At 71.9% G+C, this 26,290-nt stretch carries 20 protein-coding genes and 1 pseudogene; 6 read left to right on the forward strand and 15 right to left on the reverse strand.

The window, feature by feature from the left end:
* Nucleotides 1-23 precede the first annotated feature (23 nt).
* The 8 genes from ACFV0T_RS17645 to ACFV0T_RS17680 all read right to left on the reverse strand — a co-directional run bounded on the left by ACFV0T_RS17645 (nucleotide 24) and on the right by ACFV0T_RS17680 (nucleotide 12,948).
* Nucleotides 24-1,190, reverse strand: a complete 1,167-nt coding sequence (locus tag ACFV0T_RS17645; protein ID WP_385779450.1) for an acyl-CoA dehydrogenase family protein — start codon at nucleotides 1,188-1,190, stop codon at nucleotides 24-26.
* Nucleotides 1,191-1,269: 79 nt separating this feature from the next.
* A complete protein-coding gene (locus ACFV0T_RS17650; protein WP_385779452.1) occupies nucleotides 1,270-3,114 on the reverse strand; it encodes a biotin carboxylase N-terminal domain-containing protein in 1,845 nt (614 codons plus the stop codon).
* 10 nt (nucleotides 3,115-3,124) lie between these two features.
* Nucleotides 3,125-4,723 carry an acyl-CoA carboxylase subunit beta gene (locus ACFV0T_RS17655; RefSeq protein ID WP_385779454.1) on the reverse strand — a complete coding sequence of 533 codons (1,599 nt, stop codon included), beginning with the start codon at nucleotides 4,721-4,723 and terminating at the stop codon, nucleotides 3,125-3,127.
* The gene (locus ACFV0T_RS17660) at nucleotides 4,720-6,471 is read right to left on the reverse strand and encodes an acyclic terpene utilization AtuA family protein (protein ID WP_385779456.1); all 1,752 of its coding nucleotides are present in this window, start codon (nucleotides 6,469-6,471) and stop codon (nucleotides 4,720-4,722) included. Before ACFV0T_RS17660 ends, ACFV0T_RS17655 begins: the two co-directional genes overlap by 4 nt.
* Nucleotides 6,468-7,268 carry a TIGR03084 family metal-binding protein gene (locus tag ACFV0T_RS17665; RefSeq protein WP_385779458.1) on the reverse strand — a complete coding sequence of 267 codons (801 nt, stop codon included), beginning with the start codon at nucleotides 7,266-7,268 and terminating at the stop codon, nucleotides 6,468-6,470. Before ACFV0T_RS17665 ends, ACFV0T_RS17660 begins: the two co-directional genes overlap by 4 nt.
* 264 nt (nucleotides 7,269-7,532) lie before the next feature.
* Nucleotides 7,533-8,408, reverse strand: a complete 876-nt coding sequence (locus ACFV0T_RS17670; protein ID WP_385779606.1) for a DMT family transporter — start codon at nucleotides 8,406-8,408, stop codon at nucleotides 7,533-7,535.
* Nucleotides 8,409-8,700: 292 nt separating this feature from the next.
* The gene (locus tag ACFV0T_RS17675) at nucleotides 8,701-9,822 is read right to left on the reverse strand and encodes a lipid II:glycine glycyltransferase FemX (protein WP_385779460.1); all 1,122 of its coding nucleotides are present in this window, start codon (nucleotides 9,820-9,822) and stop codon (nucleotides 8,701-8,703) included.
* A gap of 198 nt (nucleotides 9,823-10,020) precedes the next feature.
* Nucleotides 10,021-12,948 (reverse strand): FAD-binding and (Fe-S)-binding domain-containing protein, encoded by a 2,928-nt coding sequence (locus ACFV0T_RS17680; RefSeq protein WP_385779462.1) that lies wholly within the window; start codon nucleotides 12,946-12,948, stop codon nucleotides 10,021-10,023.
* A gap of 142 nt (nucleotides 12,949-13,090) precedes the next feature.
* Here ACFV0T_RS17680 and serC point away from each other — a divergent pair, with 142 nt between their 5' ends.
* The gene (serC, locus tag ACFV0T_RS17685; protein ID WP_385779464.1) at nucleotides 13,091-14,209 is read left to right on the forward strand and encodes a phosphoserine transaminase; all 1,119 of its coding nucleotides are present in this window, start codon (nucleotides 13,091-13,093) and stop codon (nucleotides 14,207-14,209) included.
* Between the two features lie 98 nt (nucleotides 14,210-14,307).
* Here serC and ACFV0T_RS17690 read toward each other — a convergent pair.
* Nucleotides 14,308-14,490: pseudogene (locus tag ACFV0T_RS17690) on the reverse strand (cellulose binding domain-containing protein); the annotation flags it as partial.
* Between the two features lie 23 nt (nucleotides 14,491-14,513).
* The gene (locus ACFV0T_RS17695; RefSeq protein WP_385779466.1) at nucleotides 14,514-15,488 is read right to left on the reverse strand and encodes a WD40 repeat domain-containing protein; all 975 of its coding nucleotides are present in this window, start codon (nucleotides 15,486-15,488) and stop codon (nucleotides 14,514-14,516) included.
* 101 nt (nucleotides 15,489-15,589) lie between these two features.
* Here ACFV0T_RS17695 and ACFV0T_RS17700 point away from each other — a divergent pair, with 101 nt between their 5' ends.
* Both ACFV0T_RS17700 and ACFV0T_RS17705 read left to right on the forward strand, forming a co-directional pair.
* A complete protein-coding gene (locus tag ACFV0T_RS17700; RefSeq protein WP_385779468.1) occupies nucleotides 15,590-16,267 on the forward strand; it encodes an SGNH/GDSL hydrolase family protein in 678 nt (225 codons plus the stop codon).
* Between the two features lie 277 nt (nucleotides 16,268-16,544).
* On the forward strand, nucleotides 16,545-17,537 hold the full coding sequence (locus ACFV0T_RS17705) for an aldo/keto reductase (RefSeq protein WP_385779470.1): 993 nt from the start codon (nucleotides 16,545-16,547) through the stop codon (nucleotides 17,535-17,537).
* 150 nt (nucleotides 17,538-17,687) lie between these two features.
* On the opposite strand, the gene thpR is transcribed toward ACFV0T_RS17705, so the two are convergent.
* The 3 genes from thpR to ACFV0T_RS17720 all read right to left on the reverse strand — a co-directional run bounded on the left by thpR (nucleotide 17,688) and on the right by ACFV0T_RS17720 (nucleotide 20,367).
* Entirely contained in the window at nucleotides 17,688-18,293 is a 606-nt protein-coding gene (gene thpR / locus ACFV0T_RS17710; RefSeq protein WP_385779472.1) for an RNA 2',3'-cyclic phosphodiesterase, read from the reverse strand.
* A 254-nt stretch (nucleotides 18,294-18,547) separates the two neighbouring features.
* Nucleotides 18,548-19,822 (reverse strand): MFS transporter, encoded by a 1,275-nt coding sequence (locus tag ACFV0T_RS17715; RefSeq protein ID WP_385779474.1) that lies wholly within the window; start codon nucleotides 19,820-19,822, stop codon nucleotides 18,548-18,550.
* Between the two features lie 107 nt (nucleotides 19,823-19,929).
* Nucleotides 19,930-20,367 carry a MarR family winged helix-turn-helix transcriptional regulator gene (locus ACFV0T_RS17720; protein WP_385779476.1) on the reverse strand — a complete coding sequence of 146 codons (438 nt, stop codon included), beginning with the start codon at nucleotides 20,365-20,367 and terminating at the stop codon, nucleotides 19,930-19,932.
* 149 nt (nucleotides 20,368-20,516) lie between these two features.
* Between ACFV0T_RS17720 and ACFV0T_RS17725 the strand changes: the two genes are divergently transcribed.
* Entirely contained in the window at nucleotides 20,517-20,705 is a 189-nt protein-coding gene (locus tag ACFV0T_RS17725) for a ribbon-helix-helix protein, CopG family (RefSeq protein ID WP_385779478.1), read from the forward strand.
* Nucleotides 20,706-20,778: 73 nt separating this feature from the next.
* Here the strand turns inward: ACFV0T_RS17725 and ACFV0T_RS17730 are convergent, their stop codons facing one another.
* Complete coding sequence (locus tag ACFV0T_RS17730) at nucleotides 20,779-22,230, reverse strand: NCS2 family permease (protein WP_385779480.1); 1,452 nt, start codon at nucleotides 22,228-22,230, stop codon at nucleotides 20,779-20,781.
* A gap of 239 nt (nucleotides 22,231-22,469) precedes the next feature.
* Here ACFV0T_RS17730 and ACFV0T_RS17735 point away from each other — a divergent pair, with 239 nt between their 5' ends.
* Nucleotides 22,470-22,748, forward strand: a complete 279-nt coding sequence (locus ACFV0T_RS17735) for a DUF2530 domain-containing protein (protein ID WP_385779482.1) — start codon at nucleotides 22,470-22,472, stop codon at nucleotides 22,746-22,748.
* A 198-nt stretch (nucleotides 22,749-22,946) separates the two neighbouring features.
* Complete coding sequence (locus ACFV0T_RS17740) at nucleotides 22,947-25,343, forward strand: HAD-IC family P-type ATPase (RefSeq protein ID WP_385779484.1); 2,397 nt, start codon at nucleotides 22,947-22,949, stop codon at nucleotides 25,341-25,343.
* 33 nt (nucleotides 25,344-25,376) lie between these two features.
* On the opposite strand, the gene ACFV0T_RS17745 is transcribed toward ACFV0T_RS17740, so the two are convergent.
* A complete protein-coding gene (locus ACFV0T_RS17745; RefSeq protein ID WP_385779486.1) occupies nucleotides 25,377-26,177 on the reverse strand; it encodes a hypothetical protein in 801 nt (266 codons plus the stop codon).
* Nucleotides 26,178-26,290: the final 113 nt, after the last annotated feature.

Here is a 26,290-nt window from a genome sequence, read left to right on the forward strand (position 1 = left end):
TCCTCGCACAACGGTGTGCTGGATCAGTACGACTTGGGCAGACCCAGGGTCTGGTGGGAGACGTAGTTGAGAATCATCTCCCGGCTCACCGGAGCAATACGAGCCACGCGCGAGGCAGTTATCAATGTCGCGAGGCCGAATTCGCGCGTGAGGCCGTTGCCGCCGAGGGTGTGCACGGACTGGTCGACGGCCTTCACACAGGCCTCCCCCGCCGCGTACTTCGCCATGTTGGCTGCCTCGCCCGCTCCGACGTCGTCCCCCGCGTCGTACAGGTACGCGGCCTTCTGCATCATCAGCCGGGCCAGTTCGAGGTCGATGTGCGCCTGGGCGAGGGGGTGGGCGATGGCCTGGTGGGCACCGATCGGGGCCTTCCAGACGGTGCGGTCGCGCGCGTACTCGATCGCCCGGGACAGTGCGTAGCGCCCCATGCCGATGGCGAAGGCGGCCGTCATGATCCGCTCCGGGTTGAGGCCGGCGAACAGCTGGAGCAGACCGGCGTCCTCGTCGCCGACGAGGGCCTCGGCGGGCAGCCGCACCTCGTCGAGCACGAGCTCGAACTGCTTCTCCGCGCCGTGCAGTTCCATGTCGATCGGCCGCCGGGAGAAGCCCTCGGCGTCCCGCGGGACGATGAACAGGCAGGGCTTGAGGCTGCCGGTACGGGCGTCCTCGGTCCGGCCGACGATGAGGGTGGCGTCGGCGATGTCGACGCCGGAGACGAAGACCTTGCGGCCGGTGAGCAGCCAGTCCCCGCTGTCGCCGTCCCGGCGGGCGGTGGTCGTGATGCGGTGCGAGTTGGAACCGGCGTCGGGTTCGGTGATGCCGAAGGCCATCGTGCGGCTGCCGTCGGCGAGGGCGGGCAGCCAGGCCCGCTTCTGCTCCTCGGTGCCGAAGCGGGCGATGACCGTGCCGCAGATGGCCGGCGAGACGATCAGCATCAGGAGGGGGGAGCCGGCCGCGCCGAGCTCTTCGAGGACGATGGAGAGCTCGGCGATGCCGCCGCCTCCACCGCCGTACTCCTCCGGCAGGTTGACGCCGAGGTAACCGAGTTTGGCGGCCTCCTGCCAGAGCTCGGTGGGATAGCGGCCCTCCGCCACGACGGACGTGAGGTACGCGCGGCCGTAGCGGGTGCCGAAGGCGGCGACGGCCGCGCGGAGGTCCTTGTGCTCTTCGGGCTCGATGAGGGTGCTCATGGTGCTCCTTCGAGTGCGGGTTCGTCGGGGCTGGTCGCGCTCGGGCCGCGGGGCCGCGTTCGGATGCGGCGCCGCGCCCTCAGTCGGGCTGTACCACTGCCAGCAACGTGCCTACCTGCACCTGCCGGCCCACGGTCACGGGGAGGGCGGTGAGGGTCCCGTCGGCGGGTGCCGAGATGTGGTGCTGCATCTTCATCGCCTCCAGCCACAGCAAGGACTCACCGGCTCGCACCGCCGCCCCTACGGTCAGCCCCTCGGCGATCCGCACGACCGTGCCCGGCATCGGGGCGAGGAGGGAGCCGGGGGCCTGTTGCGCGGTCGGGTCGGGGAAGCGGGGCAGGACGGTCAGGGTCGTGGCGTTGACGTGGATCTGGTCGCCGTAGCGGGAGACCTCGAACCTGCGCCGCACGCCGTCCACTTCGAGGACGACCAGACGCGCGTCGGCGTGTACGACGCGCACACCGTCCGCGGCCAGGCCGTCCCGGGTGTGGCTGTAGTGGACCTCGTGTTCCTCGCCCGCCATCGCGTAGCGCTTGGTCTGGGGCTGTGCGGGCAGGTTGCGCCAGCCGCCGAAGCGGGAGCGGCCGTGGGCGTCCGCGAGGGCGGCGGCCAGCGGGGCGTGCGGGTCGGCCGGCCCGGCGGCGGTGAGCGCGGCGAGGTGGCGGTCGTAGAAGCCGGTGTCCATGCGTCCGGCGGTGAACTCCTCGTGGCGCAGGGAGCGGACGAGGAGGTCGCGGTTGGTGGCGGGGCCGTGGACCGCGGCCCGTTCCAGGGCGCCGGCGAGGCCGCGGACCGCCTCCGCGCGGGTGGGGGCGTGGGCGACGACCTTGGCGAGCATGGGGTCGTAGTGGACGCCGATCTCGTCGCCGTCGGTGTAGCCGGTGTCGAGGCGGACGCCGTCGGGGACGGCGAGACGGTGCAGGGTGCCGGTCTGCGGGGCCCAGTCACGGGCGGGGTCCTCGGCGTAGAGCCGGGCCTCGACGGCGTGACCACGCGCGCGTGGCGGGTCCATCGCCAGGGCCTGCCCCTCGGCGATCCTGATCTGCTCGGCGACCAGGTCGACACCGAACACGGCCTCGGTGACCGGGTGTTCGACCTGGAGGCGGGTGTTCATCTCCAGGAAGTGCGCCGTGCCGTCGGCGACCAGGAACTCGACCGTACCCGCGCCCACGTAGTCGACGGCGCGTGCGGCGCGCACGGCGAGGGTGTGCAGTTCCCGCTCCAGCTCCTCGGGGAGCCCGGGCGCCGGCGCCTCCTCGATCACCTTCTGGTGGCGGCGCTGGAGGGAGCAGTCGCGGGTGCCGAGCGCCCACACCGTGCCGTGGGTGTCGGCGAGGATCTGCACCTCGACATGGCGCCCGTTCTCGACGTACGGCTCGACGAAGACCTCGCCGTCCCCGAAGGCGCTCGCGGCCTCGGCCCGCGCGCCCGCCAGCGCGGCGTCGAGGTCGTCCAGTCGGCGCACGATCCGCATCCCGCGCCCCCCGCCGCCCGCCGCCGCCTTCACCAGCACCGGCAGGTCGGACGCGGTGACCTCGCGCAGCGGGGCGAGGCCCATCAGTTCCTTGGCGCGGGTCTTGGACGCCATGGCCTCGATCGCCTCGGGGGGCGGCCCGATCCAGGCCAGCCCCGCGGCGAGGACGGCGCGCGCGAAGTCGGCGTTCTCGGAGAGGAAGCCGTAGCCGGGGTGCACGGCGTCCGCGCCGGCGGCGACGGCCGCCTTCACGATCAGGTCGCCGCGCAGGTACGTCTCGGCCGGGGTCGCCCCCGGCAGCCGTACCGCCGCGTCCGCCACGCGCGCGTGGAGGGCGTGCTCGTCGGCGTCCGAGTGCACGGCGACCGTCCGGATCCCGGCCGCACGGCAGGTGCGGAAGACACGGCAGGCGATCTCGCCGCGGTTGGCGACGAGGACGGAAGAAATCACGTTCGGGACCTCACATCCGGAAGACGCCGAAGCCGCCGCGCGCGCCCTCGTAGGGCGCGGTGTGGACGGCCGACAGGCACATGCCGAGGACGGTGCGGGTGTCGCGCGGGTCGATGACGCCGTCGTCGTACAAGCGCCCGGACAGGAACATCGGCAGCGACTCGGACTCGATCTGCTGCTCGACCATGGCGCGCAGGGCCGCGTCGGCGTCGTCGTCGTAGGGCTGCCCCTTCGCGGCGGCCGACTGCCGGGCGACGATCGAGAGCACACCGGCCAGCTGCTGCGGGCCCATCACCGCCGACTTCGCGCTGGGCCAGGAGAACAGGAAGCGCGGGTCGTACGCCCGTCCGCACATGCCGTAGTGCCCGGCGCCGTAGGAGGCGCCCATGAGGACGGACAGATGGGGCACCTTCGAGTTGCTGACCGCGTTGATCATCATCGCGCCGTGCTTGATGATGCCGCCCTGCTCGTACTCCCGGCCGACCATGTAGCCGGTGGTGTTGTGCAGGAACAGCAGCGGGATGTCGCGCTGGTTGGCCAGCTGGATGAACTGGGCGGCTTTCTGGGACTCCGCGCTGAACAACACGCCCTGGGCGTTCGCCAGGATCCCGACGGGATAGCCGTGCAGGGTGGCCCAGCCGGTGGCGAGGCTCGTCCCGTACAGCGGCTTGAACTCGTCGAAGTCGGAGCCGTCGACGATCCGGGCGATGACCTCGCGCGGGTCGAAGGGGATCTTGAGGTCGCCGGGGACGATCCCGAGGAGTTCCTCCGGGTCGTACTTGGGCGGAGTCACCGGGCCCGGATCGCCGTACGCCTTGCGGTGGTTGAGCCGGGCCACGACACGGCGCGCCTGGCGCAGCGCGTCCCGCTCGTCGACGGCGAAGTAGTCCGCGAGACCGGACACGCGCGCGTGCATCTCGGCACCGCCGAGCGACTCGTCGTCGCTCTCCTCCCCGGTGGCCATCTTCACCAGCGGCGGACCGCCGAGGAAGACCTTCGCCCGCTCCCTGACCATGATCACGTGGTCGGACATGCCGGGGACGTAGGCGCCGCCCGCGGTCGAGTTGCCGAAGACGACGGCGAGGGTGGGGATCCCGGCGGCCGACAGCCGGGTCAGATCCCGGAAGATCGCGCCCCCGGGAATGAAGATCTCCTTCTGGGACGGCAGATCGGCGCCGCCCGACTCGACGAGGCTGATGCAGGGCAGCCGGTTGGCGAGCGCGATGTCGTTGGCGCGCAGGGCCTTCCTCAGGCTCCACGGGTTGCTGGCGCCGCCGCGCACGGTGGGGTCGTTGGCGGTGATCAGGCACTCCACGCCCTCGACCACTCCGATGCCGGTGACCAGCGAGGCACCCACCGTGTACTCGCTGCCCCAGGCGGCCAGCGGCGACAGCTCCAGGAACGGCGTGTCGGGGTCGAGGAGCAACTCGATGCGCTCCCGGGCGAGCAGCTTGCCGCGGCCGCGGTGCCGGTCGACGTACTTCGGGCCGCCCCCGGCCAGCGCCTTCGCGTGTTCGGCGTCGAGGTCGGCGAGCTTGGCGAGCATGGTCTCGCGGTGGGCCCGGTGGTCCGGGCCGTCGACGTCCAGCGCGGACGGAAGGACCGTCACAGCAGAGCCTCCGGTATGTCCAGGTGACGGGAGCGCAGCCACTCGCCCAGGGCCTTGGCCTGCGGGTCGAAACGATGCTGGGCGGCGACTCCGGCGCCGAGGATGCCCTCGACGACGAAGTTGAGGGCGCGCAGGTTGGGCAGGACGTGCCGGACGACGGCCAGCCCGGCGGTCTCCGGCAGCAGCTCGCGCAGCCGTTCGACGGTGAGGGTGTGCGCCAGCCACCGCCAGGCGTCGTCGGTCCGGACCCAGACGCCGACGTTGGCGTTGCCGCCCTTGTCGCCGCTGCGGGCCCCGGCGACGAGCCCGAGCGGGGCCCGCCGGGTCGGAGCCGTCGCCGGCCACGGCTCGGGCAGGGGTGGTTCCGGTACGTCGTCCAGTACGAGGGTGTCGTGGGCGGCGGGCACCGGGATCCGGCGTCCGTCGGGCAGGACCGCCAGGTGGCCGACGGTGTCCTGGGGCACGTGGTCGGCCTCGAAGACCCCGTAGGGCGCGCCCTTCCCGGGCGGTGCCAGCACATGGAAGCCCGGGTAGCTGGCGAGCGCGAGCTCCACCGCCGCCGCGCTCAGGGCCCGTCCGACGGCCGTCTGGTCCGGGTCGCGCACGACGAGCCGCAGCAGCGCGCTTGCGGTCTCCTCGGTGTCGGCGTCCGGCCGGTCGGTGCGGACCAGGTCCCAACGGATCTCTGCGGGAGGTGCCTTGGCGAACGCGTCCGCCATCTGCTCCCGCACCAGCGCGGCCTTCGCCTCGATGTCGAGGCCGGTGAGCACGAAGACGACCTCGTTGCGGAAGCCGCCGAGGGTGTTGAGGCCGACCTTGAGGGTCGGCGGCGGGGCCTCCCCGGTCACGCCCTCGACGCGCACCCGGTCGGGTCCGTCCTGGGTGAGCCGTACGGTGTCCAGCCGGGCGGTGACGTCGGGGCCCGCGTACCGGGCGGGCCCGGTCTCGTAGAGGAGCTGGGCGGTGACCGTGCCGACGTCGACGAAGCCGCCGGTGCCGGGGTGCTTGGTGATCACGCAGCTGCCGTCGGCGTGGAGTTCGGCGAGCGGGAACCCCGGGCGGCGGATATCGCCGCCGCCCAGGCCGCCTTGTTCGGGCCGGGCGCCGTGGTCTGCACGGGCGCCGTGGTCGGCGTTGTCGGTGCCCCGGTGGAAGAAGGCGTAGTTGCCGCCGGTGGCCTGTGTCCCGCACTCCAGGATGTGCCCGGCGACGACGGCTCCGGCCAGTTGGTCGTGGTCGTCCGCCGTCCAGCCGAAGTGGGCGGCGGCGGGTCCCGTGACCAGGGCCGCGTCCGTCACCCGGCCGGTGACCACGATGTCGGCGCCCTCCCGCAGGCAGGCGGCGACACCGAAGCCGCCGAGGTAGGCGTGGGCGGCGAGGCGGTCGGGATAGCGGGCCCGCAGATCGTCGCCCTCGACATGGGCGACGCGGACCGGGATGCCGAGCCGGTCGGCCAGCCGGCGAACGGCGTCCGCCAGTCCGGCCGGGTTCAGCCCGCCCGCGTTGGTCACCACGCGTACGCCCCGCTCGTGGGCGAGACCGAGGCACTCCTCCAGCTGCCGCAGGAAGGTGCGGGCGTAGCCGGCCGCCGGGTCCTTCAGACGGTCGCGGCCCAGGATGAGCATGGTCAGTTCGGCGAGGTAGTCGCCGGTCAGTACGTCGAGTTCGCCACCGGTGAGCATCTCGCGCAGGGCGTCGAAGCGGTCGCCGTAGAAGCCGGACGCGTTGCCGATGCGCAGGGTCGTCACCGGGCGGCCGCCTCGCCCGTCGGCGGACGGCCGGCGCCGGGCGGGCCCGCGAAGGCCTGCGCGATGTCCAGCCAGCGGTCGGCGTCGGGGCCCTCGGCGCGCAGCGCCAGGTCGAAGCGGTGGGCGCGCTGGGTGACGAGGAGGCAGAAGTCGAGGGCGGGGCCGGTGACGCGCTGCGGGGCGTCCTCGGGGCCGTACGTCCACAGCTCGCCGGAGGGCGAGACGAGTTCGACGCGGAAGGCGTCGGCGGGCGGGGTGACTCCGTGGACGCCGAAGGCGAAGTCCCGGGTGCGCACCCCGAGCCACACCACCTGCCGGATCCGGTCGGTGAGCGGGCGCGCCGCGCCGAGGGCGTCCGCCACGTCCTGGCTGTGGGCCCAGGTCTCCATGAGCCGGGCGGTGGCCATGGAGGCGGCCGACATGGGTGGGCCGTACCAGGGGAAGCGGGCGCCGGGCGGGGCGGCGCGCAGCGCCTTGTCGAGTGCGGCGCGGCCGTCCCGCCACTGTTCCAGCAGTTCGGCGGGCGGGACGAGGGCTCCCTCCCGCGCCCCCTCGTCGACGAACGACTCCGGCGCGGCGAGCGCCTTCTCGACGAGCCTGCGGAAGCCGTCCTCGTCGGTGACGGACAGCAGGGCCGAGCGGTCGGTCCAGGCGAGGTGGGCGATCTGGTGGGCGACGGTCCAGCCGGGCGCGGGGGTCGGGAGCGCCCACTCGCGCGGGCTCAACCCGGCCACGAGCCGGTCGAGTTCCTCGCTCTCCTCGCGCAGGTCGTCGATCACGGGCGTCGGGTCGGACACGATGGCGCTCCCCTCGGGCACGGCGGTGTGCGGCGCGGTGTGGTGAGGAGCATGGCAGCGTGCCAATAAACAATCAAGCACGCTTGCATGAATTGAGCCGGACCCTGTCGGCGGGCGTCCGGGCCGTCCGGTCTGCTCGGTCTGCCCGGCCCGTCAGGTCCGTCAGGCCCGTCGCATGGTCGGGCGCGGTGGGTGGGGGATCTGCCGCGCGCCGACGGGCTGCACGGCGACCGCACTCAGGCGGCCGTGCTCAGGCGACCGTGCTCAGGCGACCGGCTCCAGCCGCTTCGGCCGCGCGCGTCCCACCTGTGTGCGCACCGCGCCCATGCTCGCCGCGACGACCAGGGCGATCGCCGCCGCCTGCAGGGCGGAGAGGGCCTGATCCAGGACGAGGAAGCCGGCCGTGGCCGCGATGGCCGGTTCCAGGCTCATGAGGATCGCGAAGGTGGAGGCGGGCAGGCGGCGCAGGGCGAGGAGTTCGAGGGTGTAGGGGAGGACGGAGGAGAGCACGGCCACGCCGGCGCCGAGGCCGAGGATCACCGGATCGAGAAGCTTCGTGCCCGACTCGGCGAGCCCCAGCGGCAGGAACAGCAACGCGCCGACCGCCATCGCGAGGGCGAGTCCGTCGGCCTGCGGGAAGCGGCGGCCCGTACGCGCGCTGAAGACGATGTACGCCGCCCACATCGCGCCCGCGCCCAGGGCGAAGGCGACACCCGCGCGGTCGAGGTCACCGAAGCCTCCGCCGCCGAGCAGGAAGACGCCCGCGAGGGCCAGTCCCGCCCAGACGACGTTGATCGCACGCCGGGAGGCGAAGACCGAGAGGGCGAGCGGCCCGAGGACTTCGAGGGTGACGGCGGGGCCCAGCGGGATGCGGTCGACCGCCTGATAGAAGAGGCCGTTCATCGCCGCCATCGTGACGCCGAAGACGACGACCGTGCCCCAGTCGGTACGTGAGTGCCCGCGCAGCCGAGGCCGGCAGACCAGGAGCAGGACCACCGCCGCCACCAGCAGGCGCAGGCTCACCACACCGAGCGCGCCGGCCCGCGGCATCAGGGTCACCGCCAGGGCTCCGCCGAACTGCACGGAGACCCCGCCGGCGAACACCAGCCCGACAGGGCCGAGGGAGCCCCCGCGACGCACGGAGGAGGCGACCCTGGTCGGGGACGGGGTCGACGTCGGGGCGGGGGTCGGGCTCACGGGCGGTCCAGGTGCTTGACTCGGGGGTTTGTTCATCGTGGTGTACTACCGAGTCCAGGGTAATGGACTCGGTCAGGCGTGTGAACCCTGTGTGGGGCTGTCCTGGAAGCCCGGCCGGATGCCGGGCGAGGACGGTGGCGCTGTGCGTGATGCTGCCCGTGGTGCTCGTGGTGCGCATGTCGCTCGCGGGCCTGGGAGTTGGTCCGAGGACCTGAGAATCCGATGCCGAACGCCCTCAGCGGCGGGCCAGATACAGTTCCAGCGCCTTGTGCAGCAGCCGGTTGAGCGGGAAGTCCCACTCGCCGAGGTATTCCACGGCCTGGCCGCCGGTGCCCACCTTGAAGCGGAGCAGACCGAGCAGGTGGTTGGACTCCTCCAGGGTGTCGGTGATTCCCCGCAGGTCGTAGACGGCGGCCCCCAGTCGGTGGGCGTCGCTCATCATGCGCCACTGCATGGCGTTGCTGGGCTGCACCTCGCGCCTGCGGACCGTGGAGGCGCCGTAGGAGTACCAGACATGGTCACCGACGGTGAGCATGGTGGCCGCGGCGAGCACCTCGCCGTCGTGGTGGGCGAGGTAGAGCCGCATCCGGTCGGGGTCCTCGGCGGTGAGCGCGCTCCACATGCGCTGGAAGTAGGACAGCGGGCGCGGGACGAAGCGGTCGCGCTCGGCGGTCTCGGTGTACAGCCCGTAGAACACCGGCAGGTCCTCGGGGCCGCCGCGCACGACCTTCACGCCGGCCTTCTCCGCCTTCTTGACGTTGCGCCGCCACTGCTGGTTGAGACCGGCGTGGATGTCCTCCAGCGACCGTCCGGCGAACGGCACCTGGAAGACATGGCGGGGCTGCCCGACCGCGAACCCGTCCTCGCCGCCGGGTTCGGTCCGCCGCCAGCCCATACGGCGCAGCCGGTCCGCGAGGTCACGGGCGCGCGGTTCGTCCGACGTCGCCCGCGCGTCCCCCAGCCGCCGCGCGCCCGGATCCGCGATCGCCGCCTTCACCGCGTCCGCGCTCCAGCGGCGTACGACGACGGGCGGGCCCATCTTGACCGAGAACGCGCCCCGCGCCTTGAGATGGGCGAGCATCGGCTCCAGCCACCGCTCCAGGTCGGGCGCGAACCAGTCGATCACCGGCCCCTCCGGCAGATACGCGAGATACCGCTTCAGCCTCGGCAGCGGCCGCAGCAGCACCAGGCCCGCCCCGACCGGCCGCCCGCTCTCGTCGAACCAGCCCAGGCTCTCCGCCCGCCAGTCCTGCTTCACCTCGCCCCAGGCGGGGATCTGCATATGGCTGACGGAGGGGCGGGCCGCGACGAACGCCAGGTGCTCGGCGCGGGTGATGGGCTGGACGCGGATGGTCATGCGCGGGGCTCCCTCGGGCGTTCTGGTAGGTGATCGACCAGCCTAGGAGGGCTTGCCCACACAACCCGGCACCACGCGGCCGACCCACTCCGCCGGTCCGGACACCAAGCTCTCCGCCGCTCCGAACGCCGCCTCTCCCCCCGAGCCGGTCCGGGCATCGCCCGCTCCCGCCGCCGGTCCGGCGTCGTCCCCTGTCGCTCAGCCGGGCCGCCCCTCCTCCAGTCCCTCCGCGAGCACCTCCGCGAGCACCTCCGCCAGATGCCTCCCCCGCACCCCCGCCAGTTGCTCCAGCTGTGTCCGGCAGGAGAAGCCGTCCGCCAGGACCACCGCTCCGGGCTCCGCGGCGCGCACCGAAGGCAGCAGTCGCTCCTCCGCACAGGCCGTCGACACCTCGTGATGCCCCTTCTCGAAACCGAAGTTGCCGGCCAGACCGCAGCAGCCGCCGCTGAGTTCGCCCTCCAGGCCGGCGGCCGCGCGCAGCCGGCGGTCCGGGGCGTCGCCGAGGACCGCGTGCTGGTGGCAGTGGGTCTGACCGACGGCGGGACGGTTCACGCGGGGCGGCCTCCAGTCGGGGGCATGGCGTTCGAGGACCTCCGCGAAGGTCAGGACGCGGGCGGCGAGACGGGCCGCGCGCGGATCGTCGTGCAGCAGCTCGGGCAGGTCGCCGCGGAGAGCCGCGGCGCAGCTCGGCTCCAGGACCACGACCGGGGCGGCGGTCTCCAGGACCGGCGCCATGAGGTCGAGGGTGTCCCGCAGGACTCGGCGGGCGCGGTCGAGCTGGCCCGTGGAGAGGTACGTCAGACCGCAGCAGACGCGGCCGTGACGAGCCGTCAGCAGGGCGGTCGGCGCCTTCGACCTGCCGTCCCCGACCGGGCTCCGGCGCAGCCGCAGCGTCGGCGGCAGCGCCACCCGCAGCCCGGCCGCCTCCAGCACCCGCACGGCCGCCTGTCCCACCGTCGGCGAGAGGTGCTCGGTGAAGGTGTCCGGCCACAGGACGACGAGATCACCGGCGGCGCCGGGCGCCGACGAGGTCCCGCCTGCCGCGGCGGGCCGTGCCCGGCGCCGCCACCACCGGCTGAACGTCAGCGGGGCCAGCCGCGGGATCTCCCGTTCCGGCGCGATCCCGCCCAGCCGCTTCGCCGTCCACGCCAGCGGCCGTACCGAGGCGAGGGCGTTCACCACCCGCACCGCGCGCGTACGGGACGCCCAGCGCAGCCACACCGGGAGCCGTCCCATCGTGTAGTGGGCGGCGGGACGGCGCCGGCCGGCGTAGTGGTGGTGCAGGAACTCCGCCTTGTACGTGGCCATGTCGACCTCGACCGGGCAGTCCGAGCGGCACCCCTTGCAGGACAGGCACAGGTCGAGCGCGTCCCGGACCTCCGTCGACCGCCAGCCGTCCGTCACCACCTCGCCGGCCAGCATCTCGTGCAGCAGGCGGGCGCGCCCGCGCGTGGAGTGCGCCTCCTCGCCGGTCGCCCGGAAGGACGGGCACATCACGGCGGACCCGGACGCCTCCGTCGTACGGCACTTCGCGACCCCCACGCACCGCCGCACCGCCGCCGAGAAGTCGCCGCCGTCCGCCGGGTAGCCGAAGGCCACGTCCACGGGGGTGCGGGGCAGGACGGAGAAGCGGAGGTTGGTGTCCAGAGGGGCGGGGCGCACCAGCATCCCGGGGTTGAGCAGGTCGTCCGGGTCCCACACCGCTTTGGCCCGCTCGAACAGCGCCACCGTCTGCGCGCCGTACATCCTCGGCAGCAGCTCGGCACGGGCCTGCCCGTCCCCGTGCTCCCCGGACAGCGAGCCGCCGTGCGCCACGACCACGTCCGCCAGTTCCTCGGAGAACCGCCGGAACCGGCCGACCCCCGCCTCGGTCAGCAGGTCGAAGTCGATACGGACGTGGATACAGCCGTCCCCGAAGTGTCCGTACGGCGTGCCGCGCAGACCGTGCGCGGTCAACAACCGCCGGAAGTCGCGCAGATACGCGCCGAGCCGGGCGGGCGGCACCGCGCAGTCCTCCCAGCCGGGCCACGCCTCGGAGCCGTCCGGCATCCGGGTCGCCGTACCGCTCGCGTCCTCCCGGATCCGCCACAGCGTCCGCTGCCCGGCCGGGTCGGTGACGACCCGGGCGTCGACCACGTCCGCGCCCCGCACGACGGCCTGCGCACGCGCGCGTGCCTCCGACGCCGTCTCCCCGCCGGTCTCCACGAACAGCCAGGCGCCGCCCCGGGGCAGGTCGGTCGTCGACGGCACCAGATCGGCCGCCATCCCCTCCACCGTGAGCGGCCCGTGGGGCAACAGGCCGGCCGCGGCCTCGGCGGCGGCGCCCTCGTCGGCGTATCCCAGCACGGCGAGCGCACGCGCGCGCGGCGCCTCGACGAGCCGGACGACCGCCTCGGTGAGAATCCCGAGGGTGCCCTCGCTCCCGCAGAAGGACCGGGCGACATCCGCGCCCCGCTCGGGCAGCAGCGCGTCCAGGGCATACCCCGAGATGCGGCGGGGCAGGTCGGGGAAGCCGGTCCGCAGCCGCGCCAACTCGCCCTCCGCCAGCGCCCGCAGGCCCTCGGGCGCCCCGGCCCATCCCGTTCCCGGCCGCAACCGCTGCCCGCGCGCGGTGATCACGTCCAGCTCCCGCACGCTGTCGGCGGTCGTCCCCCAGGCCACGCTGTGCGACCCGCACGAGTTGTTCCCGATCATCCCGCCGAGGGTGCACCGGCTGTGGGTGGACGGGTCGGGGCCGAAGCGCAGCCCGTGCGGCGCGGCGGCCTCCTGGAGGCGGTCCAGGACCAGCCCCGGCTGGACGACGGCCGTGCGCGTGTCCGGGTCCAGCGCCACGAGCCGGTTCATGTGCCGGGTGAAGTCCAGCACGACACCGGTGCCGGTGGCCTGGCCCGCGATGGAGGTCCCCCCGCCGCGGGCGACGACCGGCACGCCCCGCTCACGGCAGACCGCGAGGGTCGCGGCCACGTCGTCGGCGTCTCTCGGCGCCACGACCCCGAGCGGGACACGCCGGTAGTTGGACGCGTCCATGGTCACCAGCGCCCGGGAGGTGACGTCGAAACCGACCTCCCCCCGGACGACCCGGCGCAGTTCCGCCTCCGTACCCGCGAGCGCATCGAGATCCGTCATGCGTCCAGGATGCATCCGACCACTGACAGTGACGATCCGGCCGCCGGTCCTGTAGGTACTCACAGGTCCAAAAGCCGGAGAAGTCGTCTCATCGAACGGACACGTGCCCGTCCGGTTTCGCCGAGGGGATACCCTCCGGCTCGTGGCTGAGATCCAGATTCCTGCTGACATGAAGCCCGCGGACGGTCGTTTCGGCGCGGGTCCCTCCAAGGTGCGGGTGGAGGCGCTGGACGCCCTGGCCGCCACCGGCGCGTCCCTGCTCGGCACCTCCCACCGCCAGGCCCCGGTGAAGAACCTGGTCGGCGAGGTGCGCACGGGCATCGCCGAACTGTTCCGGCTCCCGGACGGCTACGAGGTCGTCCTCGGCAACGGCGGCTCCACCGCGTTCTGGGACATCGCGACCCATGGCCTGATCGAGAACAAGTCGCAGCACCTCACCTTCGGCGAGTTCAGCTCCAAGTTCGCCAAGGCCGCCAAGCTGGCCCCCTGGCTGGCCGAGCCGACCGTGATCTCCTCCGACCCGGGCACGCACCCCGAGCCCGAGGCCGAGGCGGGCGTCGACGTCTACGCCTTCACCCACAACGAGACCTCCACCGGTGTCGCCGCGCCCCTCAAGCGTGTGCCGGGCGCCGACGAGGGCTCCCTCGTCCTGGTGGACGCCACCTCCGGCGCCGGCGGCCTCCCGGTCGACATCGCCGAGACCGACGTCTACTACTTCGCCCCGCAGAAGTCCTTCGCCTCCGACGGCGGCCTGTGGATCGGCATCTTCTCCCCGGCCGCCATCGAGCGCGCCGAGCGCGTCCACGCGTCCGGGCGGCACGTCCCGGAGTTCTTCTCGCTCCCGACGGCGATCGACAACTCCCGCAAGAACCAGACGTACAACACCCCGGCCCTCGCCACCCTCTTCCTGCTCAACCAGCAACTGGAGTGGTTCAACGGCCAGGGCGGCCTGGACTGGTCGACGGCCCGCACCAAGGACTCCTCGACCCGGCTGTACACCTGGGCCGAGGACTCCAAGTACGCCACGCCGTTCGTCACCGACCCGGCCAAGCGCTCCCAGGTCATCGGCACGATCGACTTCGCGGACGAGATCGACGCGGCCGCCGTCGCCAAGGTGCTGCGCGCCAACGGCATCGTCGACACCGAGCCCTACCGCAAACTGGGCCGCAACCAGCTGCGCGTCGCGATGTTCCCGGCGATCGACCCGGCGGACGTCGAAGCGCTCACGAAGTGCATCGACCACGTGATCGAGAAGCTGTAACGGCTTCCGCCACGACGACGAGGGGCGCCCGGTGTTCGCCGGGCGCCCCTCGCGCGTCCCAGGCGCCCGGCGTCACGCCCGGGCGTCCTCGTCACGTCTCAGGTCACCGTGCAGCTCACGCTCGGTACACCCCCGCCTCCGGGTACGCCCCCGAAGCCGAAGCTGCTCGAACCGCCCACCGGGACGGCGCCGTCGTGGCCGGCGTCGACGGCGGTCACCGTCGCGCCGGTCTGGGTGAACGACGCGTTCCACATGTTCGTGACCTGCTGCGAGCCGGTCCAGCACGTCGGTCCCGGGCGCCACCTCAGCCCCGCCGCCGCAGCCTCCGTACGCCGAACAGCGCGGCACAGACGACGGCGACGGCGAGGGCGCCCACCTTGAATCCGCTGCCGCCGGACCCGCCGCTCGCCGTGGAGTCCGCCGAACCGCTGCTTCCGGTGGGCGACTTGGACGCTGAGGCCCCCTCGGGCGCGTCCTCCGCCTTCACGGAGCTGCCGGCGCCCTCGCTGCCGTACATGAGCTTGGTGCCGTCGGCGGAATAGGTGACGGACTCCCCCTGCCCCTGCAACGGCACGTCGAGGCGGCCCAGCCGCTTGATCCTCCCGCCGTTCCAGTCGTAGGCGATCCCGCCGAAGTAGCCGCGCACGGCGAGCTGTTCGCCGTTCGGGGAGAAGGCCGCGTCGGTGGCCCAGAGGTCGACGGTCGCGACGGGCTTGAACAGGTTCGTGCCGGAGGAGGAGAGCTCGGCCGGTCCCGCGTAGAGGTGCCCGCCGTCCTCGTTCTTGTCGATGATGTAGACCCGCCCGGTCCTGGGGTGCACGACGAGCGACTCGGCGTCCCGCGACCCGCCCTCGTACTTCACGACGTACTGCGTGGCCCGGATCGTCCGGTCCTCGAGCACCTTGGGCTCGGGCAGGCGGTAGACCCAGACGTAGGGCCACGCGACGCCGTCGTTGTCGCCGATGTCGCCGACGTAGATCTGGTTGTCGGGGCCGATGGAGACGGCCTCGACGTCGCGGGGCGCGCCGACCCCGCTCATGGTGATCCGGGCGACCGTCTTCCCGGTGGCGCTGTCGACGGCGTACAGGTAGGGGCCGTCGTCGCTGTCGTTGTGCGTCCAGTAGACGCCGGGGTGCAGGCGGGAGGCGGCGAGGCCGCTGGACTCGGTGATGCGCGGGTCCTTCAGGGTGAACCCCTCGTCACCGTCGGCGGCGGAGGCGGGCACGGTGAACACACCTACGAGCAGGGCCCCGGCGAGGAGGGCGAACGGTCGACGCATGCCCCCAAGACTGCCATCCCCGACCGGGTGGCACGCGCGCGTGGCGGGCCTCACACCCCGCTCGTTCCGCCGATCGTCCGCCGATCGTCCATCATGAGCGGATGCTCAGGTTCATGCCCGTCGGCGACTCCCAGACGATCGGAAGCGCCGGCGAACACACATGGCGTTACCGGATGTGGCAGCACCTGCGCATGACGTACGGCCGCCCGTTCGCCATCGTCGGGCCGCGCGAGACGCTCTACGACAAGGCGATGGACGCGCCCACCTCGTACGAGTACGCCGACCCGGACTTCCCGCGCGCCCATCTGGCCGGCTGGGGCGAGGGCTGGCAGCACATGGCGCCGCTGATCGGCGAGGCGGTCCGCGCGCACCGGGCCGACGTGCTCCTCGTCGCCCTCGGCCTGATCGACCTGGGCTTCTACACGAACGCGGAACAGACCGCGGCCAACGTACGGTCCTTCGTGGCCGAGGCGCGACAGGCGAACCCGCGCGTGCGGATGGTCGCGCTGCCGGTGATCCCGAACTCCCGCGCGCTGTCGGACCCCGGCTTCGCCGCCGAGGTCGCCGCTTTCAACGAACTCCTGGCCAAGGCCGTCGCCGACCTCGACGAGCCCCGCTCCCCGCTGCTGCTGGCCTCGCCCCCGCCGGCGTACGACATCAACCTCGACACCTACGACGGCACGCACCCGAACGCGAGCGGCGAACACCGGATCGCGGAGGCGTTCGCGGAGGCGATGCACCAGGGGTGGGGGCTGGGCGGGGAGTACGAACGGGACTGAGACCCGCCCGCTCCGGCATGTTCTTCTCCTCCCGAGACCCGGTCACCGTGCGTGTCGTTGCACCGCGCGGCGGCACTGGCCCCTGGGGCCGCCGGGCAGGAGCGCCACGATGACCGTCCTCGAAGACAGGATCGCGAGGGCCGAGAGCGACAACACGGGCACGCTCGGACATCGACCTCACCGCGACCCCCGTCGGCCTCACCCTCAACACCGAAGAGTTCCCCGGCGGCTGATTCCCCTTGCCTAGAACGCACTCCAAGCCGTTGGCTTGGAAACCATGAAGTACACGCAGCTCGGACGCACCGGACTCCAGGTCAGCCGACTCGTCCTCGGCACCATGAACTTCGGCCCGCTGACGGACGAACCCGACAGCCACTCGATCATGGACGCGGCACTGGACGCGGGTATCAACTTCTTCGACACGGCGAACGTGTACGGCTGGGGCGAGAACAAGGGCCGTACGGAATCGATCATCGGAAGCTGGTTCGCCAAGGGCGGTGAGCGGCGCGACAAGGTCGTCCTCGCCACCAAGGTCTACGGCAACATGGCTGGGGACGGCGACGCCTGGCCCAACCACCACAAGCTCTCCGCGCTCAACATCCGGCGGGCGGTGGACGCGTCGCTGAAGCGGCTCCAGACCGACTACATCGACGTCTACCAGTTCCACCACATCGACCGGAACACCCCGTTCGAGGAGATCTGGCAGGCGATCGACGTCCTGGTCCAGCAGGGCAAGATCCTTTACGTCGGGTCCTCCAACTTCCCCGGCTACAAGATCGCCCAGGCCAACGAGATCGCCGCCCGCCGCGGCGGCACGATCGGGCTGGTCAGCGAGCAGTGCCTCTACAACCTCGCCGAGCGCCGCGCCGAGATGGAGGTCATCCCGGCCGCGCAGGAGTACGGCCTCGGGGTCATCCCCTGGTCGCCGCTCCAGGGCGGTCTGCTGGGCGGGGTCATCAAGAAGGAGGTCCAGGGCGGACGCCGCGCGTCCGGCCGGGCCGCCGACACGCTCGCCCAGCCCGCCGCGCGCGCGCAGGTCCAGGCGTACGAGGACCTGCTCGACAAGCACGGCGTGGAGCCCGGCGAGGCCGCGCTGGCCTGGCTGCTCACCCGGCCCGGCGTGACCGGCCCGATCGTCGGTCCGCGCACCGCCGAGCAGCTCGACTCCGCCCTGCGCGCGGTCGAGCTGGAGCTGAGCGACGAGCTGCTGGAAGGACTCGACGAGATCTTCCCGGGCCCGGGGCCGTCGCCGGAGGCCTTCGCCTGGTAATCACCCGGTCACCGGGTGTCGGGGCAGGTGTCGCTGCCTGGCGGCCGTGCTCACCTGCCGAGCGCGGCCGCCAGGGCGACGACGACGAACAACATCACAAGCGCACCGGCCATGATCCGGTTCCGGGTTTTCGGGTCCACGCCTCCGAGCCTAACCGGCGTCGTCGCCGGCCTCGGAACCGGTCCGCCCGCCGGGCCCCAGCGGCCAGCGGCCGACGGTCTCGTAGCGGGGCTGCTCGCCCGGCACACCCGACCTCGGCAGGCTGCTGCGCACCAGGCACAGGTCCGTCACCGTCCAGGTGCCGCTGGTGAAGCCGGCGAGGGCGTCGACGTACGGGCGGGCGTCGATCGCGTCGCGGCTGCGGGCCACCGTCAGGTGGGCCTTGTAGCGGCGGTGCTCCCCCGTCGGCACCCCGGCCTTGCGCGCGGCCGCCTCGCTGCGGTCGGCCAGCAGCCGCAGCGCCTCCAGGTCACCGGCCGCGCCCGCCCACAGCGCCCGCCCGTGCCCGAACTGACCCCCGCCGCGCACCGCCAGCGGGAAGGGCGCCGCACGATGTGCCGCGCGCTCCAGACGGACGGACAGCTCCGGTACGAGGTCGTCGTCGACCTCGCCGTAGAACGCGAGCGTGAAGTGCCAGCCGGGGCGGCCCGTCCAGCGCAGGCCCTGCGCACCGGGCAGCTCCTTCAACACGGCGACCTCGGCGGCCAGTTCGCGGGTGACGTGCTCCGGGGGAAGCACGGCGGCGAAGAGTCTCATGAACGTCACCCTTGCAGGGAACGGAGCGTCCGGCGAGCGGCCCGCTCACGCTCGCCCCGTCGCCCACCACAAGGCGAACGGCTTCACCCCGGCCGAGGCCTTCACGGCCGGCGGGACGAAGCGGCCGGGGCGGGGGCCGACCCGGCGGGTGCGGGGACGGGAAACGGGCAGGGGCCCGGTGGACGTGTGTCCACCGGGCCCCTGCCCGGCACGTTCCCTGAACGTCCTCGGGCGCGGACGTCCTCAGGCACGGCTCACGCCGCCGCGGCCAGTTCCTCCTGGCGTTCCCGCGGGACGAAGCCCACCCGGGGGTGGCCGTGGTTCCAGCCGACCGACAGGCGCAGACCGCCGATGCGAGCCACGACCAGGCCGATGGTCACGGCCGCGGCGGCCGCGATCGCGCCGCCCACCGCCAGGCCCGCCCGGACGCCGTACGTGTCCGTGATCCAGCCGGCGATCGGCGCGCCCACCGGCGAGCCGCCCATGAACACCATCATGTACAGGGCCATCACCCGGCCTCGCATGGCCGGGTCGGTGGCCATCTGGACGCTGGTGTTGGCGGTGACGTTGACCGTCATGCCGAACATCCCGATCGGGGCCATGAGCAGGGCGAACAGCCACAGGGAGGGAGCGAGGGCCGCCACGATCTCGACCGCGCCGAAGACCACCGCCGCCGCGACCAGCACCCGCATCCGGGCCGTGCCCCGGCGGGCCGCGAGCAGCGCGCCGGCCAGGGAGCCGACCGCCATCAGCGTGTTGAAGAGGCTGTACGAGCCCGCTCCGGCGTGGAAGACGTCGTCGGCGAAGGCCGAGAGGTACACGGGGAAGTTGAAGCCGAAGGTGCCGACGAACCCGATCAGGACGATCGTCCAGATCAGCTCGGGGCGCCCGGCGACGTAGTGCAGGCCCTCGCGCAGCTGGCCCTTGCCGCGCGGCGCGCGCTCGACGACGTGCAGCTCGCGGGCGCGCATCAGCAGCAGGCTCGCGATGGGCGCGACGAAGGACAGGCCATTGGCGAGGAACGCCCAGCCGGTGCCCACGCCGGTGATCATCAGGCCCGCGACGGCGGGGCCGACCAGGCGCGCGGACTGGAAGTTGGCGGAGTTCAGGCTGACCGCGTTCTGGAGCTGGTCGCGGCCGACCATCTCGGTGACGAAGGACTGGCGGGCCGGGTTGTCGACCACCGTGGCGAGGCCGGCGGCGAACGCGGCGAGGTAGACGTGCCAGACCTGGACGTGGCCGGAGAGGGTGAGGAAGGCGAGCGCGAGGCCGGTGACGGCCATCGCGGACTGGGTGACGAGCAGCGTGCCGCGCTTGGGCAGACGGTCGACGAGGACGCCGCCGAAGAGACCGAAGAGCAGCATCGGCAGGAATTGCAGAGCCGTCGTGACACCGACGGCCGTGGAGGAGCCGGTGAGGCTGAGTACGAGCCAGTCCTGGGCGATGCGCTGCATCCAGGTGCCGGTGTTGGAGACGACCTGGCCGACGAAGAACAGGCGGTAGTTCCGGACCTTGAGGGAGCTGAACATCGAGGATCTGCGGGTCCTCCCGGGGGAGGTGTCGTGGGTGGTCGGTGCGGGGGCGGAAGGTGCTCCGGATCCCGTACTCAAAAGGGGTCGCCTCCTTGCGGCTGTGCTTACAGGTGTGCGAGCTTCTCCAGCACGGGGGCGGCGGCGCGCAGTTTCGCCCACTCGTCCTCGTCGAGGCCCTCGACCAGGGAGGCCAGGAAGGCGTTCCGCTTGCGGCGGCTCTCCTCGAGCATCTCCATGGCCTGTTCGGTCTGGGTGACGACCTTCTGGCGCCGGTCCTCGGCGTGCGGCTCCAGTCGGACCAGTCCCTTGGCCTCCAGCAGCGCGACGATGCGGGTCATCGACGGCGGCTGGACGTGCTCCTTACGGGCGAGCTCGCCCGGGGTCGCGCTTCCGCACTGGGACAGGGTGCCCAGCACCGACATCTCGGTCGGGCTGAGCGACTCGTCGACTCGCTGGTGCTTGAGCCGACGGGACAGCCGCATGACGGCAGATCGCAGGGAGTTCACGGCGGCAACATCGTCGCCATGGGTAAGGTCCGACATGTTCTTTAGCGTAACTCATTACCCTCGCTAAAGACCACTTGGGACACGCAGAGATGCCCGTGAGCCGGGCCACTCAACCCGGATGTCACTCATATGGGTGATGCCCCTGCGGAACGTCACGCCCCGCACGGCAGCGTGCCGCGACTCTCGTGCACATGGGGACCAGCGTGCTCAGCCTGCGGATAGACGGGGAGCTGCTCGAACGGCTCCGGCATCACGCGGCGAAAAGGGGAATGAGCGTCCAGGACTATGTCGTCCGGACGCTCATTCGGGATGACTTCGACGAGCGGTTCCAGACCGCCGTCGACGAGACGGAGAAGTTCTACGGGGTCACGTGACGACCCCGGGCATCAGACCGGACCGGACAGCGGCAGCACCGGCAGCGGACCAACCCGACCGGGACCACCGGCATCAGGTCAGACCGAGCGCCGGCATCAGGTAGTAGAAGGCGAACACCGCCGACACGACGTACATCGCGACCGGCACCTCCTTGGCCCGGCCGGCCGCCAGCCGCAGCACCACGAAGGTGATGAAGCCCATGCCGATGCCGTTGGTGATCGAGTAGGTGAACGGCATCATCACCATCGTGATGAAGGCGGGGATGGCGATGGTGTGGTCGGCCCAGTCGATCTCCTTGACGGAGCCGGCCAGGATCAGGAAGCCGACCGCGAGCAGGGCCGGGGTGGCCGCCTGGGACGGGACCATCGTGGCGACGGGGGTCAGGAACAGGGCCACGGCGAACAGCGCGCCGGTGATGACGTTCGCGAAGCCGGTGCGGGCGCCCTCGCCGACGCCGGCCGTCGACTCCACGAAGCAGGTGGTGGCCGAGGAGGAGCTGGCGCCGCCCGCGGCGACCGCGATGCCGTCGACGAAGAGGACCTTGTTGATACCGGGCATCTGGCCCTGCGCGTCGGTCAGCTTGGCCTCGTCGCCGACACCCATGATCGTGCCCATCGCGTCGAAGAAGCACGACAGCAGGACCGTGAAGACGAACAGGACGCCGGTCAGCACGCCGACCTTGTCGAAACCGCCGAACAGGCTGAACTTGCCGATCAGGCCGAAGTCGGGGGTGCCGACCGGGTTGCCCGGCCACTTGGGCGTGGTCAGACCCCAGGACGGCACCTTCGCGACCGCGTCGATGATCAGCCCGAGGACGGTCATGGCGACGATCGAGATCAGGATCGCGCCGGGGACCTTGCGCACGATGAGCGCCAGCGTGAGCAGGGCACCCAGGACGAAGACCAGCACCGGCCAGCCGTTGAGGTGACCGTCGGCGCCCAGCTGGAGCGGGACGGTGGTCTGGGCGGCGTCCGGGATCCGGGAGACGAAGCCGGAGTCGACCAGGCCGATCAGCATGATGAACAGGCCGATACCGATGGAGATGGACTTGCGCAGGCCGTAGGGGACGGCGTTCATGACGCGCTCGCGCAGACCGGTGGCGACGAGCAGCATCACGATGAAGCCGGCCAGGACGACCATGCCCATGGCGTCCGGCCAGGTCATCCGCGGGGCGAGCTGGAGCGCGACCACGGAGTTCACGCCGAGACCGGCGGCGAGCGCGATGGGCACGTTGCCGATCACACCCATGAGCAGCGTGGTGAACGCGGCCGTGACCGCCGTGGCCGTGACCAGCTGGCCGTTGTCGAGCTGGTGCCCGTACATGTCCTTCGCGCTGCCCAGAATGATCGGGTTCAGCACGATGATGTAGGCCATCGCGAAGAAGGTGGCGAAACCGCCGCGGATCTCGCGGGACAGCGTGCTGCCGCGCTCGGAGATCTTGAAGTAGCGGTCGAGGGCACCGTACGCGGGCGTGCCGCTCGGCTGTTCGGGCGCGGGGACCTTGGCGGGAGCCGAGGTGGACATGCGGGACCTCAGAGGATGCAGGGGGTGGGGAACATGATCGAGCCTCGCCGCCTCCAGGTCACCAACAGGTCTCCCCCACGTCGCTGTTGGAGTTTCCTACGACTGGAAGTAGCCAGACTCGGACCGTTTCAGTATGAACATATGAAGTCGAATTGGCCATCTCCGCGCGTAGACCACTGGTACGCAAGGGATCCACGGGCGCGGGCGGGGACCGGCCGCGCGCCTCGTAAGCTGTGCACATGGCCAAGTGGACCCCCAAGCACGAGGCGCCCGAGCCCCTGGAGGGCCCCGTGGTCGCCACCATCACCGGCGGCACGATCATCTGGTTCGCCCTGTTCCTCGTGCAGCTCCCGTTCTACGGCTGGTTCGAGGACCGCGGTCAGGCGTGGTGGGTCTGGACCTGCCTGGCCGGCGGCGGACTGGGCCTCATCGGCATCTGGTACGTACGGAAGCGGGACGCGGCGATCAAGAGGGCGGCCGCGGCGGCCACCGACCCGGTACGGTCGGCCGAGCGGTAGCGGACGAGGGACCGCCGGCACGACCGGACCGTAGACGCGCGGAGGACCGGTGAGGGCGACCTGGCCGTGGACGTACGGGGGACACGGACGCGCCGGACCTGCGACCACGGCATCATCCCCCCACCCACCTCGTCCCCTGGTCGGATCCTCCGCCCGCCCGACGGGTGAAGCCCCAGAACCGCACGTACCGTCGAATGCATGACGCACATCGACGCCGGCGCCGAGCTCGATCCCGTGCACCCCGTCCCCATGCCCTCGCCTCCGGCGATCGGCCTGAGCACGGCCCAGGTCGCGGAGCGCGTGGCACGCGGTGAGGTCAACGACGTCCCGGTGCGCAGCAGCCGCTCCCTGTCCGAGATCGCCCGTGCCAACGTCTTCACCCGGTTCAACGCGATCATCGGCGCGCTGTGGCTGGTCATGCTGTTCGTCGCGCCGTTCCAGGACAGCCTGTTCGGATACGTGATCATCGCCAACACCGGGATCGGCATCATCCAGGAGTGGCGGGCGAAGAAGACCCTGGACTCGCTCGCCGTGATCGGGGAGTCCCGGCCGACCGTACGGCGGGACGGCGCGGCCGTCGAGATCGGCACCTCGGAGATCGTGCTCGACGACCTCATCGAGATAGGGCCGGGCGACAAGGTGGTCGTCGACGGCGTCTGTGCCGAGGCCGACGGACTGGAGATCGACGAGTCGCTGCTCACCGGTGAGGCCGACCCGGTCGTCAAACGGCCGGGCGACAAGGTCATGTCCGGCAGCTTCGTGGTGGCCGGCGGCGGGGCCTTCAAGGTCACCAGAGTGGGGCGCGAGGCCTACGCGGCCCAGCTCGCCGAGGAGGCCTCACGCTTCACGCTCGTCCACTCCGAGCTGCGCTCCGGCATCTCCACGATCCTCAAGTACGTGACGTGGATGATGATCCCGACCGCGATCGGCCTGATCATCAGCCAACTCGTCGTCAAGCAGTACGGGCTCAAGGACGCCATCGCCCGCACGGTCGGCGGCATCGTCCCGATGGTCCCGGAGGGGCTCGTGCTCCTCACCTCCGTCGCCTTCGCCATCGGCGTCATCCGGCTCGGCCGAAAACAGTGCCTCGTCCAGGAGCTGCCCGCCATCGAGGGCCTCGCCCGCGTCGACACCGTCTGCCTCGACAAGACCGGCACCCTCACCGAGGGCGGCATGGACGTCACGGAGCTGCGGACCCTCGACGGCCACGACGAGACCTACGTACGCCAGGTGCTCGGCGCGCTCGGGGAGTCCGACCCGCGGCCCAACGCCTCCCTCCAGGCCGTCATCGACGCCTTCCCGGACACCGAGGAGTGGCGCTGCACCGAGTCGCTGCCCTTCTCCTCCGCCCGCAAGTACAGCGGCGCCTCCTTCAGCGAGGGCAACGGGGAGTCCAGCACCTGGCTGCTGGGGGCGCCCGACGTCCTGCTGACCGACGGCGACCCGGCCCTCGAGGAGACCGGGCGGCTCAACGAGGAGGGCTTGCGGGTGCTGCTGCTCGCCCGGGCCGCGCGCGACCTCGACGGTCCCGACGTGGCCAAGGGCGCCCGGCCCGCCGCCCTCGTCGTCCTGGAACAGCGGCTGCGCCCGGACGCGGCCGACACCCTGCACTACTTCGCCGAGCAGAACGTCCACGCGAAGGTCATCTCCGGCGACAACGCGGTGTCCGTCGGGGCGGTCGCGGGCAAGCTCGGGCTCACCGGCGTCACCGTCGACGCCCGCCGGCTGCCCGCCGCCAAGGAGGACATGGCGCGCGCCCTGGACGAGGCCACGGTGTTCGGGCGGGTCACCCCGCAGCAGAAGCGGGACATGGTGGGCGCTCTCCAGTCCCGCGGCCACACGGTCGCGATGACCGGCGACGGCGTGAACGACGTGCTCGCCCTCAAGGACGCCGACATCGGCGTGTCCATGGGGTCGGGCTCCGAGGCCACCCGGGCCGTGGCCCAGATCGTGCTGCTGAACAACAGCTTCGCCACGCTGCCCTCGGTGGTCGCGGAGGGCCGGCGGGTGATCGGCAACATCACCCGCGTGGCCACGCTGTTCCTGGTCAAGACCGTCTACTCGGTCCTGCTGGCCGTGCTGGTGGTGTGCTGGCAGGTCGAGTACCCGTTCCTGCCCCGCCATCTGACCCTGCTGTCCACCCTGACCATCGGCATCCCGGCGTTCTTCCTCGCCCTCGCCCCCAACAAGGAGCGCGCCAGACCACACTTCGTCCGGCGGGTGATGCGGTACTCGATCCCGGGCGGGGTGGTGGCCGGGGTGGCGACCTTCGTGACCTACCTGATCGCCCGCCACCACTACACCGGAGCGGGGTCGCTGGACGCCGAGACCAGCGTGGCGACCCTGACGCTGTTCCTGATCTCGATGTGGGTGCTGGCGATCGTCGCCCGCCCCTACACCTGGTGGCGGGTCGTCCTGGTGGCCTCGATGGGCGCGGCGTTCGTCCTGGTCCTGGTCGTGCCGTGGCTCCAGCACTTCTTCGCGCTGAAGCTGGTGGGGATGCAGATGCCGTGGATCGCGGTCGGCATCGCGGCGGTGGCGGCGGTCGCCCTGGAATTCCTGTGGAGATGGGTCGGCCGCCGCTTCCCCGCGTAGCGGTACCGCCGCCGCGGTACCGCTGCGTCCGGCTTACTTCACGTCGACGAAGTCACCCATGGCGTTGACCGCCGGGGTGGTCGTGCTGCCCGCGAAGACGTAGCGGAAGTAGCCGTCGACGGAGGCCTTGACCGTGGTGCTCAGGTTGCCCACGGAGCTGGTCTTGACGGTCTTGACCGTGGTGTAGGTGGTGGAGCCCTTCTTGCGGAACTGGAGCTTCACCGGCTGGGCGGCGTAGCCCGTGTAGTTCTTGCCGTCCCAGTTCGCGCGGGTCAGCTTGCCGGTGACCGTGATGGTCTTGCCCTTCTTCACGGGCTCCGGCGCGGCGTTCACCGTCAGCTTCGACAGGCGCTGGACCTTCTGGGCGCCGAGGTCGCCCTGCCACTTGATGTTGCTGCCGTCGCCGACCGCGAGGGCGCCGACCTTCCAGGCACCGGCCTGGACGTTGCTCAGGTCGTCGAACTCGTCGGTGGCCGCAGGACGGAACTGGATCTTGGCCGTGCAGTGCAGCACGGTCGTGGAGGCGGCGGTGCAGGTGCCCGCGTCGTCGCCGCCGAGGAGGTCGGTCGGCGCGGTGATCTTGGTGCCGCGGTAGAGCAGCGGGCCGGTATCGAAGGTGCTCGCGCCGACGTTCGCGGGGTGCGTCACGGTGTAGGTCGCGGTGACGGTGACCTGCCCGGTCGGGCCGACCACGATGTTCTTGCCGCTGTTGACCTTGACGTTCGAGAAGGTGACGCCGGACAGCGGGTTGTCGACGGCCTGCGCGGCCGGGACGGCGAAGGCGGAGAGGGCCAGGGCGCCGGTGACGGCGGCCACGGTGGCACGTATACGCATGGATTCCCCAGATGGGAGAAAGGGGGTCCCGGCGGTGGTCGTTCCTCACGGCTCGTCGTCGGCTCGGGACCCGAAGTGATCAGTGAGCCTGCTGGCTCGACGAGTGAGATTCG

The sequence above is a fragment of the Streptomyces sp. NPDC059582 genome, assembly GCF_042735715.1.
Taxonomy (GTDB): Bacteria; Actinomycetota; Actinomycetes; order Streptomycetales; family Streptomycetaceae; genus Streptomyces.